This is a genomic window from Rariglobus hedericola, assembly GCF_007559335.1.
GTDB classification, from domain to species: Bacteria; Verrucomicrobiota; Verrucomicrobiia; order Opitutales; family Opitutaceae; genus Rariglobus; species Rariglobus hedericola.
In genome coordinates, this window is record NZ_VMBG01000004.1 from 142101 (window position 1) to 154240 (window position 12140).

Sequence of the window (12140 nt, forward strand, 5' to 3'; positions counted from 1 at the left end):
CATGCGTTACGTTTATCTCATCATCTTCTTCGTCGTGGTGCTGTCGGTTTCCATCCTCGGATTCCGCGGCTCCCTCTCGACTCGTTCGCCGCTTGAGGTGTTCCCCGACATGGATCACCAGGCCAAATACAAGCCGCAGGCCGAGTCCAAGTTCTTCGCCGACGGCCGTGCCGATCGCCCCCGTGCCGCCGGCACGGTTGCGTATGGTCGCACCGTCGATGCCCCCGACGCTCATTTCCTCAAGGCCGACACCGTCCTGTTCGAAGGCAAGGATTCCAAGGGTGCCTGGGTCGCCGGTTATCCGTCCGCGGTGACCATCGATCCTTCCAAGCTCCTTGAGCGCGGCCAGGATCGTTACACCATCTACTGCGCACCCTGCCACGGTGCGGTCGGCGATGGTAATGGCATCACCAAACAATACGGTATGGGCGCCACGCCCACCTACCACGACGAGCGTCTTCGCACCGTCGCCAACGGCGAACTTTTCAACGTCATCACCCACGGCAAGGGCAACATGCTTTCCTATGCGGACAAACTTTCCGCTGAAGATCGCTGGGCGGTCATCGCCTACGTCCGCGCCCTCCAGCGCGCCGCCCACGCCACCGCCGCGGATGTTCCCCCCGGCCATAAATCCGAGCTTGGTATCAAATGAGCACTCACGCTGCCACCGCGCCCGCGGCTCTCTCTTCTGAATCGAAATCGTCGTCCTGCGCCTGCTCCGGCAAGGCGCTCGTTGTCGGCATCGCCGGCATCATCCTGACGATTATCGGTCTATTCGTGTCCGACGGACACGCCGTCGCCCTTTCGTGGCTGGTCGGCGTCACCTTCTGGACTGCCATCGCCATCGGCATGCTGATGCTGGTGATGATCCACCACATCCTCGACGCCTCGTGGTCGGTGGTGCTCCGCCGCCAGTTCGAACATGGTCTCGCCGCCTTCCCGTGGCTGGCCCTGTTGTTCTCGCCGCTCGTGATCGTTTCGCTGACAGGAACGCACGACTACATCTGGCACTGGATGAATCCCGATTACGTCATCCACGGCGGCCACACGGTCGGGCACGACCCGCTCTACGTGAAAAAGGCCGGTTTCTTGAATATCCCCATGTTCATCGCGATGACCGCTCTCTGCTTCATCGTCTGGATCTGGCTCTCCGCCCGTCTTCGCAAGGCCTCCTTCAGCCAAGATGCCGATGGCGACCTCAAGTGGACGTTCATGAACCGCAAGACCGCCGCCTTTGGTCTCGCCCTCGGCGCCGTCACCCTGACGCTCGCCTCGATCTACTGGATCAAGAGCCTCGAGTATCACTGGTTCTCCACGATGTTCGGCGTGTGGTTCTTCGCCAACTGCGTGCGCGGAGCCCTTTCGATCGGCGTGCTCTGGATGCTGCACCTCTACAAGCGCGGCGACCTCAAGGGCATCTTGAACACCAACCACCTTTACTCCGCGGGCATGCTCATCTTCGCCTTCACGGTGTTCTGGGCCTACGTGACGTTCTCCCAATACTTCCTGATCTGGAACGCCAACGTTCCCGAGGAAACCTTCTGGTATAACCTCCGTGAAATCACGAAAGAGGGCGCTCCGAGCCAGTGGAAATACGTCGGCATGTTCATCCTGTTCGGCCACTTCCTGGCCCCGTTCCTCTACCTGCTTTCCTACAAGAACAAGATCGTTCACAGCCGCATCAAGCCGATCGTGATCTGGATCCTTTTCGTCATCGTCATAGACCTGATCTACAACATCGCTCCCGCCCTCAAGGCCGACCACGGCCATGGCGATCCGTTGCCTTTCCTGTCCCTCAACCTTCTCTGGACCGCCACCTCGATCATTGGCGTGGGCGGCGTATTCTTCTGGGCCTATTTGAAGAGCTTCCCCAAGGCCAAGCTCATCCCGATCCGCGATCCGCGCATCACTGAATGCCTCACGCACCATGAGTGATTCCACGAAAACTCCTTCCTCGTCCGGCTCCTTGCTGACGGTTGCGGCCGCCATCGGTGGCTTCGCGATCTTCGCACTGATCGTCTTCATCGCCTACCTGCCGAAGAAGCCCGATCCGCTCCCCGACGGCGTTCGCACGCCCGAGCAGCGCAAGGCCGCTCTTGCCGATCTGCGCGCCAAAGAAAAGGCCGCCGCCACCAGCTACGGCTGGGTTGACCAGAATGCCGGCATCGTTCGCATTCCGATCGACGAAGCCGTCGCAATCACGATCAAGGAGATCAACGCCAAGAAGTGATTCCACCGGCGGCTCAGCAGGCCTTTGTGCCTCGCGACCGCCGGTTCCTCTATTTCGTTTTCCGGCTTAAACCCAACGATGGCCAAAGATCCCAGTCCCTCCTCCGAGCTGACGCCCGAACGCGCCTCCCCGCATTCGGCCGAAGCCCCTGTCATTGACGCTTCGCTGCGCACTCCGCTGGTCGTTCTCATCGGCTCCGCGCTTGTGTGGCTGCTGATCGCCAGCGTGCTCGGCCTCGTGTCGGCGTGGAAACTCCACACTCCCGCGTTTCTCGATAGCTGCGAATTTCTGACTTACGGCCGCATCCAGCCTGCGCAAAGCAACGCCTTTATCTACGGCTGGAGCTTCAACGCCGCGTTCGCAGTCAGCCTCTGGCTCATGGCCCGCCTTTCGCGCGGCGCGCTGCCCGGCTGCGGCGTGCTCTTGATTGGCACCTTGTTCTGGAATGCCGGCGTCACCCTCGGCATCGGTGGCATCCTGACGGGCTTCTCCACCTCCATTGAATGGCTCGAACTGCCCGGTTTCGCGACGCCGCTCCTCCTCGTTGCCTACGCCTTGATTGCCGCCTGGACCCTGGTGGTTTTCCGCGCCGGTCGTTCCCATGAGATTTACGCGTCGCAATGGTATATCTTTGCCGCGCTGTTTTGGTTCCCTTGGATCTACTCCATCGCGCAGGTGATGTTGGTGTTCTCGCCCGTGCGCGGCACCGTTCAGTCGGTTGTGCAGGCTTGGTTCGCCTCGAACTTGTTTCTGCTCTGGTTCGCCTCGATCGCACTGGCGGCCATCTATTATTTTCTGCCCAAGCTGCTCCTTAAGCCGGTCTCCAACTACTACCTCGCTTCCCTCAGCTTCTGGTGGTTCGCCGTGTTTGGCAGCTGGGCCGGTATCTCCCGCCTGATCGGCGGACCGGTTCCCGCTTGGGTGCAAACCGTGGGTGCGGCCGCCAGCTTCATGCTCATCGTGCCCTTGGTCATTCTTTGGATGAACTTCTTTGGCACGCTTTCCAACCGCTGGTCCTCGCTCAAAGGTGACATCACCCTTCGTTTCATGGGCTTTGGCATCGTGGCGTTCATGCTCGTGCTCGCCGTCTGGGTTCTGGGTGCTCTCCACGGCGTCGCCGCCATTACGCAGTTCACCTATGTCACCGTCGCCGAGGCGCAACTCGGCCTCTATGGCTTCTTCAGCATGGTCGTGTTTGGTGCCCTCTATTACATCGTGCCCCGCGTGCTCAACACCTCGTGGGCCAGCAAGCCGCTGATCGGTCTCCATTTCACGGCGTCCGCGGTCGGTGTGGTGCTGCTCGTCGGTTCGCTCGCTGTCGGTGGTATCAGCCAGGGTCGTCTGCTGGCCGATGCGAGCGTCGCCTTTGCCGACGTGACCAAGGCAACGCAGCCCTACCTTTTTGCCGCTAACATTGCCTTGGTGATTCTGGCCGTCGGCCAGCTTGCCTTTGCCCTTAACTTCTTCTGGACCCTGGGCCGTGCCGCTGCTCCCGCCGTGCGCTCTGCCAAAGACCTGCTGTCCGTCCAACCGGAGGCCGCCCGATGAATCGCGCTCCCTTTATCTTCCTCGGCGTTTTTTGCGCCCTCGCATTCTCCTTCGTCGGCCTCGTGCTGACCAACCAGCTTACCTACGGCTCCTTCACGACCCACGTCGATGAAGACGAGGGCAAGGCCTTCCCGCTGCAGTCCCCCGGTCTCGCCGCGCAAGGCAAGCTGGTCTATCAAGACCTCGGTTGCGTCGCGTGCCACACCCAGCAAGTCCGCCGTCCCGGTTTCGGTTCCGACACCGGTGAAGGCAGCCGTGGTTGGGGCGAACGCCAGAGCGTGGCCCGCGACTACTTGCGCGAGTCCCGCGTTCTCATTGGTTCGCAACGCGTGGGTCCCGACCTCCGTAATTTCGCTGCCCGTAAAAACGCCGCCGGCACCGAGCCGACCGCCGAGTCGCTTTATCACTACCTCTTCGATCCCACGCTTGTTTCGAAGGATTCGGCCATGCCCCGCTACGCTTTCCTCTTCAAGTCGCAGCAGATCCTCGGCGAGCCCTCCACCAAGGCGCTCAAGCTGACCGGCACTCACGCGGCCCAGCCCGGCTACGAAATTGTTCCCACCGCCCGCGGCGAAGCACTCGTTGCCTATCTGCTGAGCCTCAAGGACACCTACGCGTATCCCGAGACCAAGAACGTTTACACGCCTCCCGCGCCCCAGAAGAAAGCCGGCGCCCCCCACGGAGAGACCAAGGTTGAAGAAAAGAAGGAGGGCCACCAATGAGCGCCGATAAGAATAAAAATTTCTCCGCCGACCAGAACGGCGCATCCGACGAAAGCATCCAGAAGGTTCACTCCAAGCTGGTCAGCGAAAAGCCCGAGCCGAAAGAAGGCTACAAGGCGATGCCGCTGTTCCTGCTCGGGCTGGTCTCCGCGATGATCTTCGTCACGAGCATCTACGTGGTGCAGCACCGCGGCGGCTTCAGCCCGATGGTTTACGACGAACGCTTCGATCCCAAGACCGCCGCCGCCGGAGCGGGCAAAAAAGAACTCACGCCCGAGCAGATCATTGCTGCGGGTAAGAAGGCCTACCTGTCGGGCGGCGCCTGCGTCACTTGTCACCAGACCAACGGTCAGGGCGTCGCCGGCACCTATCCTCCGCTGGCCGGTTCCGAGTGGGTCCAGGGCAACGAAGAACGCGTCATTCGCATCGTGCTGCACGGCCTCAACGGCCCGCTCACGGTTCACGGACACACCTATAACAGCGCGATGCCAGCCTTCGGCAAAGTCGTTGGCGGTGGTTTCAACTGGAACGAAGAAAAGGTCGCCCAAGTGCTGACCTACGTCCGCCAAGAGTGGGGTAATACTTCTGCCCCGATCACCAAGGAAAAGGTGGCCGAGGTTCTCGCCGCCGAAAAAGCCCGCGCCAAACCCTGGACGCAGGGCGAGCTTGAAACCTTCAAGTAAGCCTTCTGCGCCAGACGCCAGTCACAAAAAAGCCCGACCTCAACAGGTCGGGCTTTTCGTTTCGAAGGTAAGGCAAAGCGGAGGGAAGGGGAGCGCGGGCAATATGCCGCTTTGATTAAATAAATATACCTTGGGCAAAGGTCCAAGCCGCTTGCGCCCTAAGCAGCCGGAGAGCGGCAAAGTTGCCGCTCGACCGATTGTGCATCCGCATTCAGATCATTGCTGTAACGACTGGTTGGGCTCTGTGGATTTCATAACGAGCTGACAAATGTCAGAATATAACCTGCGGTGATGAAAATAAGGAATGTTAGCAAAGCGCCAATGATTCCGGCCAAATTTCCGATCTTCGTCTTTAAAATATATCCTATGATGATCGTGTTAATCACCGAGAAGCCAATGTTCGCAACGTGCTTCCAAGGCTCAACATGAGGCGGATGTGCGGATGCTTCTGCAGAGAACACAAGCCAAGCTCCACATAGCACGAGGTATTTAGCTTTTGGCCTCATTCTGCCGAACGCTTTAGATAAGGGATTTCGTGCGGTGGCACACAAAGCGGCTCCGCCGCGACTGTGACACTGCACGAAATTGTCTGTAACGCCTGGTTCGGCGTCTTTTGGGGTTCAGGATGCAAGTGGCGTAAAGGCTAAGATTACCGAGATGGCTCCGGCGATAAAACTGGATCTAACGGTATGTCCCAGAAGAAAAAAACCTTCTTCGGAATCTTCTTTCGGAATCGTCTCGCCCAAGATGGATGCAAGAATCGAGTAAAATAACATTCCGAAAAATCCTGCGACAAACGGTAGTCCAAATATAGCGACTGGAATAAAGAACATCGCGCCATCTGGACCGCTACTACTGCTGCGCACGATGCTGAATCCAAGGCGCGCCGCCAACAAAGATGCTGCCGCTAAAACGGCGAATAGTAGGAACTCGATGGCCTTGGTTTTCATTTTTGCCGAACGTTTGAGGTGAGACGTGACAGCTGTGGGCATTGTCTGTAACGACTGGTTCGGCTCCGTTTTATTTATAGCCATACGTTTTTTCTTATAAACCAAAATACGCTTAGGCAGAAGAATGCGACGACGCTTCCGGCGAAATAGACGGCTCTGAACCTAAACGCTTTCTCCTTTGATGCCATTAGCAAACAGAGCATGAATAATGACAGAAGAAAAAACCAGAACCTCAATGTGAGGCTATTGGTATTGAATCCGCTAACGCAGCCACAACCAAGTCCCAGTGTGTCGACAAAGAAATACTTGTGAGCATTTAGGTAGGTGTAAGTTAAAGCCAATAATGCGGCAATAAAATGGGGGAATAATAGCCGAGTAGCGTTTTTCATGTTTGCCGAACGTTTGAGGTGAGACGCGGCTATGGCTGGCGCGGGGCGTGCGCAGCACGACACGTGACAGCTGTGGTCATTGTCTGTAACGACTGGTTGGGCTCCGTGTTATTTTGCATTAGGGGGGTAAGATGGCTTCCATAATGGCGCTCAGGATTTTGAATTCATGGACGCCAATCCATTCTGACGAACCATCCGGAAAGGCCAAATAGTAATTTCCGCAATCCCAGCTAAATGATGACTCGAAAATCATCTGATTCCTAGAATAAAGTCGGATTCCGTAATTTGGATTATGGCAAAAGGGTCCATCAGAATAATTCTGCTGCTTCATAATCCGCTTGATCTCGGATATTAAATCATGGGTTTCCGCCTTAGATAACTGCTTCCTTTTAATTATTTCTACAGCTCGATCATCCGGTCGAATAGGGAACTTATATTGAAGTTCAGAAAATGGATCGGATAATCTGACTCCTTCCTCTGTCGATGGATTCAGTAGGAATAAAGTGGCGCTATCAGCCTTATCAATGTCCGCCAAGGTGGCTCTAAATACATTTCTTTATTTGCGATTAATGCACGCATGTAAGCTGCGTCTTTTGGGCTTTTGGGCGCTACACATGCCGATAGAACGCATAGCATGAAGAGAGCGATGATGGATTTCATATTTTTGCCCAACGTCAAAGATCAGACACGACCGCAGCTGGCGCGGAGCGTGCGACAGCACGATCCGTGACAGCTGTGGTCGTTGTCTGTAACGCCTTGTTGGGCTCCGTTTTAGTAATGTATAGCATGTGCTCGGTCTGAAATTCCTGCAGCTATTTCCTTCGGTGTGATTGAGATCAATAACGATTCGAGTTCTGATCCAACCGGAACAATAACTGCGTCTTCATTCTTCGTGCCAAAAACCAGCATGAATGCGTTCAGGTTCGGTTCTAGTCCTTTGCCTTTTTTTGCGACGATGCACAGATCCCAAAGCTGAATCTTTCTTTTCTCGGGTGTAGAAAAAATATAAACATGAGATCCGCCATCCAATCCTATATCCTTTCCTTCATATATTAGCGACACGCCGTCATGAAGATCGGAGATATCGGCAAATGGGTAATCGAGCGCCGGATAATGATTGGGTCGGACGGGCCTCTGCGTGCATCCGAAAGCAACCAAGACAAAGAGTAGTATGAGGGTTTTCATTTTGCCCAACGCTTTAGATCAGACATTTCGTGCGGTGGCACACAAAGCGGCTCCGCCGCGACTGTGACACTGCACGAAATTGTCTGTAACGACTGGTTCGGCTCCGTGGTTTTTGTTTCTGGCTCCAGAGATATTCATGCGCGTGGGTTCGATTTTCTTCAGGCTGATGTTTTTTCTTTTCGTATCTACAGCTTCGCCCCGTCGCTTCCGTATATCAGCGACATGGTTTTAATTTTTCGGGCTGATGGTTTACCGCGTAACCTCGGTCTTATATTGCCGAACGCTTTAGATCAGACATTTCGTGCGGTGGCACACAAAGCGGCTCCGCCGCGACTGTGCCACTGCACGAAATTGTCTGTAACGACTGGTTCGGCTCCTTTTTTCATCGTTTTAGTGTCATAGTGATAATGGGTGAAATGGCTAATAAAACCAGCAATCCGCCTTCTGAAATGATTCGGGTCCGCAATATGATCGGATCTTTTTCTTTCCGGACCTCGGAAAACCTGAAACTTGCATTCCCAGTCCTGAGCATCCGGATATAATGCCACGCAAAATAACTTACCCCAGAATACCATAATACAGCACAAATGATTAGCCGTGGTTCGTTCATTTTTGCCGAACGTTTGAGGTCAGACACGAATCGCGCTGGCGCGGAATGTGCGGCTCGGAGCACATTCCGTGACAGTGCGATTCGTTGTCTGTAGTGACTGGTTGGGCTCCGTGGTTTTCATTCTTTGGTATTCTTTTTGGATATCCAAATTTGACCAGCAGCCAATAGCAACCCGGCTGCCGCTATCCCAATTGCTGGCCATGATAGTCGTGTGTGAATAGCTGAAATCCCCCACAGCAGACCACCTAAGCTCAATCCAAGACCTAACTCTTTCTTTTTTCGTATGGCAGCGACGCACCCCGCGATGGCAAGGCCTGTTCCCATACCGAGCCATAGCCAGCCGAAGATAACATAAGGCAAACCACCATGTGCGAGGATTAGCATATTTTTGCCCAACGCTTTAGATCAGACATTTCGTGCGGTGGCACACAAAGCGGCTCCGCCGCGACTGTGACACTGCACGAAATTGTCTGTAACGACTGGTTCGGCTCCGTGGTTTTCATTTTATTCCAGAAATATTGAGATTTACGGCGGCGCGTCGAACTTGGAATTCCGTCCTCAAATCGCCGCCTAATATAAATACACAAACAGCATCGGGATATCCGTCATCAATCATTCCGCATAGCCAGAGAAATTCGAATGCGTTATCAAGCGATTCTTTGTCGTGCCAAGTCGTCATGACAAACTTCTCATCTGGTGGTGTAAAATTAGGATCTGTCTCTAGAAAAGCACAATCGACTGAGCAATCCCAAGTGCTGCATTCGTGTCCCCATGCTGCAACATAGCGCGCCCGTGATGCGATAATCTGCCTGGAAATACTAGTCTGCTCTTCCGGCGTAACATCGTTGGCAACTACAACTAGCAGTAATGCGTAATCTTCATAAATCGGTGGTGGCACGAAACGGAATGGGCGCTCGTGGCAGCTTGTGATGTATAATTGCCGACTCATTTTTTGCCGAACGCTTTAGATCAGACACGACACGCGCTGGCGCGACGGGTGCGAAGCAGCCGGCGTGACAGTGCGGGTCGTTGTCTGTAACGCCTGGTTCGGCGGTATGGTTTTCATTTATGGGATAATATTAACCAACAATACTACGCAAAGTGAAACCTCGATTCGATGCTTCAGCAGGTATTATTTGAGCAATCTCACGAACTGAGGGGCCCTCCAGTGTGAGGCGGGCAGTCCATCCACCTGAGAGGCAATCTACACTACGGCGATATATCATTATTTCTTGAATTCGGCACTTGATCGCAATTCGACGCACAATCTCGCTTTTGATATTAAAGCTACCATCTGTGTTTTTCTGGGGAGACATACGCGTCTCCACCAGCTCAGTAAATTCCGTTCCAACTAAAAGATCACAGTCATGATTCCGTCCAATTACATGTGATGCACCTTCAAACCATGAAACACCAAATTGAGGAATCGCTGGCATTTTCGAAGAGGGGGTCATTTTTTGCCGAACGTTTGAGGTCAGACACGAACCGCGCTGGCGCGGAATGTGCGGCTCGGAGCACATTCCGTGACAGTGCGGTTCGTTGTCTGTAGTGACTGGTTCTGCTCCGTCTTTTTTCTTAAACTGGAAAGATTCATGCGCGTGGGTTTGGTTTTTTAGTGATGGCTTCGCCCCGTCGCTTCCTCAAACCAGCGACTTCTTTCTTTTTTGGGCTTTCATACGCATACCGATAATTCGCTGACCAAAACTCTATATTCCGGGATTCCGTTTTGCAGAACGCTTTAGATCAGACATGACCGCAGCTGGCGCGGGGCGTGCGCAGCACGACACGTGACAGCTGTGGTCATTGTCTGTAACGCCTGGTTCGGCTCTTTATTTCTGATCTTTTTCATAAAAGCCTAGCAGAAGATTCTCATCTGGCTCATCTTTCATGGACTTCCCTTCAAGCCATACGCTCATAAGACGATAAAGCCCATTTTTATCTACAGGCGGAGAGCGGTATCCATCTGAAAAATAGTCTGATCCTGTTTTATATTTTTGAGTGGGTGTATATGTGGAGATGTAGGAGCCGCCTCTTGCCTTCCCGTTTAATGCGATGATCACTTTGAATCGCACGCTCTTTTCGGTCGTAAGCAGAAATGAGCCGTCAGGAATAAGACAAAATGTAATAATGTTCGGCTGATCTTTCTTTAGTTCGTCTGGGTAAAAATGATTGAATGGTCCGACGCCATCCCATCCTGATTTTCCAATTCCGAAATCGACTACTAGCACTTTGTCTTTGGCGGTCGTAATTTCGAAATCCCATCGATAACCGCCGACTAATTGGACAAACGCATCAGGCGCTTCAATAAAGTGAATCCTTTCAACTGGAGGGATAGAACGGTATTCCGAACTCGGATTAGCGGAAGCGGTCAAGGCTCCGGCGAGTGTAGTAATTAACAATATTATAGATATACGCATAATTTTTTTGCCGAACGCTTTAGATCAGACATTTCGTGCGGTGGCACACAAAGCGGCTCCGCCGCGACTGTGACACTGCACGAAATTGTCTGTAACGCCTGGTTCGGCTCCGTGGTTCATTTTATTTCTGCTGGATGAATTACTGTAAGCGTGCGCCATTTCTCTGGGGATACGTCGTCGATCATAACCTCTGGCTTTGGGAGGAAACCTACAAAGCACTCTTCAATTCCGAGTTCCTTTGCCGAATCTTTTGCGTAATCGCCGCCGCCACTACTCCAGCAATACAATACCCATCCGGCTTCTTTCATTTTCCGGACGTGCGCAATCGTGCCAACCATCGGAATGCGCTTCGTTCCGACTGATCGGACAAGAGTATCATCAACATCTATGTAGGCGATTTGTGGCATTTTATTTTTGCCGAACGCTTAAGATCAGACATTTCGTGCGGTGGCACACAAAGCGGCTCCGCCGCGACTGTGACACTGCATGAAATTGTCTGTAACGACTGGTTCGGCTCCGTGGTTTTTGTTTCTGGCTCCAGAGATAGTCATACGCGTGGGTTCGGTTTTCTTCAGGCTGATGGTTTTTCTTTTCGTATCTACAGCTTCGCCCCGTCGCTTTCGTATATCAGCGACATGGTTTTAATTTTTTCGGGCTGATGGTTCACCGCGTAACCTCGGTCTTATATTGCCGAACGCTTTAGATCAGACATTTCGAGGGCTGGCCCACAAAGCGGCTCAGCCGCGACTGGGACAGTCCTCGAAATTGTCTGTAACGACTGGTTAGCCTCATTTGATTTTATTCGTTAGATTTTCCTTTGCTGCCAATACCGCACTGTCCATTTCTTTCCGATTCTCAGCGCCCATTTCGAAAAGCTTTTTAAAATATTCCTTTCGTTCTTCCGTAGAGGCCTCGATCCGCAATCTGTCATTCTGAATCGCTATCAATTCAAACTCGGATTGAAACCTTATCTGTTTGGTCAAATCTACAAGGGCCGCTATTAACTCGATGTCTGCTAGTGATTTATTTCTTATCAAGCGGACAAATATTTCCTTTGCGACGGCTTCATCGCGGATTTCGGCGCTTATATCAATGAAATGCATAATTTTCGACTCTGCGCGAATAAGTGGACGCCACTCGGCTTCGGTGATGGTGCCGGCTAACATACCAGCCGACCTCCAAGATTCATACTCTTTGTAGGTAGAGCCGTTAAAAGTCGGCATGCCAATTAGTGGAAGCGCACTTAGCGCAAGCATGATTAGGTATTTCATTTTTGGCTAACGTCAAAGATCAGACACGACCGCAGCTGGCGCGGAGCGTGCGACAGCACGATCCGTGACAGCTGTGGTCGTTGTCTGTAACGCTTGGTTAGCCTCCGTTTCTTCTTCGATTACATACGAAATAGT

14 protein-coding genes are annotated in these 12140 nt (G+C 53.3%); 6 read left to right on the top strand and 8 right to left on the bottom strand.

All coding sequences use genetic code 11. The features are described 5' to 3' along the window. The first annotated feature begins 1 nt into the window (after window position 1). The 6 genes from FPL22_RS17180 (at window position 2) to FPL22_RS17205 (ending at window position 5183) form a co-directional block, all read left to right on the top strand. Window positions 2-652: a c-type cytochrome gene (locus FPL22_RS17180; protein ID WP_144354271.1), complete on the top strand. Its 651-nt coding sequence runs from the start codon at window positions 2-4 to the stop codon at window positions 650-652. Continuing rightward, window positions 649-1935, top strand: coding sequence for a hypothetical protein (locus FPL22_RS17185; protein WP_144354272.1), 1287 nt, complete (start codon window positions 649-651; stop codon window positions 1933-1935). Before FPL22_RS17180 ends, FPL22_RS17185 begins: the two co-directional genes overlap by 4 nt. Further along, window positions 1928-2230 carry a hypothetical protein gene (locus FPL22_RS17190; protein WP_144354273.1) on the top strand — a complete coding sequence of 101 codons (303 nt, stop codon included), beginning with the start codon at window positions 1928-1930 and terminating at the stop codon, window positions 2228-2230. Before FPL22_RS17185 ends, FPL22_RS17190 begins: the two co-directional genes overlap by 8 nt. 78 nt (window positions 2231-2308) lie before the next feature. Further along, the gene (locus FPL22_RS17195) at window positions 2309-3778 is read left to right on the top strand and encodes a cbb3-type cytochrome c oxidase subunit I (protein WP_144354274.1); all 1470 of its coding nucleotides are present in this window, start codon (window positions 2309-2311) and stop codon (window positions 3776-3778) included. Continuing rightward, window positions 3775-4500: a cbb3-type cytochrome c oxidase subunit II gene (locus FPL22_RS17200; RefSeq protein ID WP_144354275.1), complete on the top strand. Its 726-nt coding sequence runs from the start codon at window positions 3775-3777 to the stop codon at window positions 4498-4500. Before FPL22_RS17195 ends, FPL22_RS17200 begins: the two co-directional genes overlap by 4 nt. Next, window positions 4497-5183, top strand: coding sequence for a c-type cytochrome (locus tag FPL22_RS17205; protein WP_144354276.1), 687 nt, complete (start codon window positions 4497-4499; stop codon window positions 5181-5183). Before FPL22_RS17200 ends, FPL22_RS17205 begins: the two co-directional genes overlap by 4 nt. A gap of 620 nt (window positions 5184-5803) precedes the next feature. Here the strand turns inward: FPL22_RS17205 and FPL22_RS17210 are convergent. The 8 genes from FPL22_RS17210 to FPL22_RS17245 all read right to left on the bottom strand — a co-directional run bounded on the left by FPL22_RS17210 (window position 5804) and on the right by FPL22_RS17245 (window position 12005). Then, complete coding sequence (locus tag FPL22_RS17210; protein ID WP_144354277.1) at window positions 5804-6133, bottom strand: hypothetical protein; 330 nt, start codon at window positions 6131-6133, stop codon at window positions 5804-5806. A gap of 1160 nt (window positions 6134-7293) precedes the next feature. Then, window positions 7294-7707, bottom strand: coding sequence for a hypothetical protein (locus FPL22_RS17215; protein WP_144354278.1), 414 nt, complete (start codon window positions 7705-7707; stop codon window positions 7294-7296). Window positions 7708-8434: 727 nt separating this feature from the next. Further along, the gene (locus FPL22_RS17220) at window positions 8435-8701 is read right to left on the bottom strand and encodes a hypothetical protein (RefSeq protein WP_144354279.1); all 267 of its coding nucleotides are present in this window, start codon (window positions 8699-8701) and stop codon (window positions 8435-8437) included. Between the two features lie 115 nt (window positions 8702-8816). Next, window positions 8817-9266 carry a DUF7684 family protein gene (locus FPL22_RS17225; protein WP_425502750.1) on the bottom strand — a complete coding sequence of 150 codons (450 nt, stop codon included), beginning with the start codon at window positions 9264-9266 and terminating at the stop codon, window positions 8817-8819. A 130-nt stretch (window positions 9267-9396) separates the two neighbouring features. After that, a complete protein-coding gene (locus FPL22_RS17230) occupies window positions 9397-9753 on the bottom strand; it encodes a hypothetical protein (protein ID WP_144354281.1) in 357 nt (118 codons plus the stop codon). Between the two features lie 393 nt (window positions 9754-10146). Then, the gene (locus FPL22_RS17235; protein WP_144354282.1) at window positions 10147-10689 is read right to left on the bottom strand and encodes a hypothetical protein; all 543 of its coding nucleotides are present in this window, start codon (window positions 10687-10689) and stop codon (window positions 10147-10149) included. Window positions 10690-10850: 161 nt separating this feature from the next. Further along, window positions 10851-11141: a hydrolase gene (locus tag FPL22_RS17240; RefSeq protein WP_144354283.1), complete on the bottom strand. Its 291-nt coding sequence runs from the start codon at window positions 11139-11141 to the stop codon at window positions 10851-10853. Window positions 11142-11522: 381 nt separating this feature from the next. Next, a complete protein-coding gene (locus FPL22_RS17245) occupies window positions 11523-12005 on the bottom strand; it encodes a hypothetical protein (RefSeq protein ID WP_144354284.1) in 483 nt (160 codons plus the stop codon). Window positions 12006-12140: the final 135 nt, after the last annotated feature.

Coding starts and splice junctions, on each gene's coding strand:
- FPL22_RS17205 (WP_144354276.1), top strand. CDS start 4,497: ATGAGCGCCGATAAGAATAAAAATTTCTCCGCCGACCAGAACGGCGCA.
- FPL22_RS17195 (WP_144354274.1), top strand. CDS start 2,309: ATGGCCAAAGATCCCAGTCCCTCCTCCGAGCTGACGCCCGAACGCGCC.
- FPL22_RS17220 (WP_144354279.1), bottom strand. CDS start 8,701: ATGCTAATCCTCGCACATGGTGGTTTGCCTTATGTTATCTTCGGCTGG.
- FPL22_RS17180 (WP_144354271.1), top strand. CDS start 2: ATGCGTTACGTTTATCTCATCATCTTCTTCGTCGTGGTGCTGTCGGTT.
- FPL22_RS17185 (WP_144354272.1), top strand. CDS start 649: ATGAGCACTCACGCTGCCACCGCGCCCGCGGCTCTCTCTTCTGAATCG.
- FPL22_RS17200 (WP_144354275.1), top strand. CDS start 3,775: ATGAATCGCGCTCCCTTTATCTTCCTCGGCGTTTTTTGCGCCCTCGCA.
- FPL22_RS17230 (WP_144354281.1), bottom strand. CDS start 9,753: ATGCCAGCGATTCCTCAATTTGGTGTTTCATGGTTTGAAGGTGCATCA.
- FPL22_RS17225 (WP_425502750.1), bottom strand. CDS start 9,266: ATGAGTCGGCAATTATACATCACAAGCTGCCACGAGCGCCCATTCCGT.
- FPL22_RS17240 (WP_144354283.1), bottom strand. CDS start 11,141: ATGCCACAAATCGCCTACATAGATGTTGATGATACTCTTGTCCGATCA.
- FPL22_RS17210 (WP_144354277.1), bottom strand. CDS start 6,133: ATGAAAACCAAGGCCATCGAGTTCCTACTATTCGCCGTTTTAGCGGCA.
- FPL22_RS17245 (WP_144354284.1), bottom strand. CDS start 12,005: ATGAAATACCTAATCATGCTTGCGCTAAGTGCGCTTCCACTAATTGGC.
- FPL22_RS17190 (WP_144354273.1), top strand. CDS start 1,928: ATGAGTGATTCCACGAAAACTCCTTCCTCGTCCGGCTCCTTGCTGACG.
- FPL22_RS17215 (WP_144354278.1), bottom strand. CDS start 7,707: ATGAAAACCCTCATACTACTCTTTGTCTTGGTTGCTTTCGGATGCACG.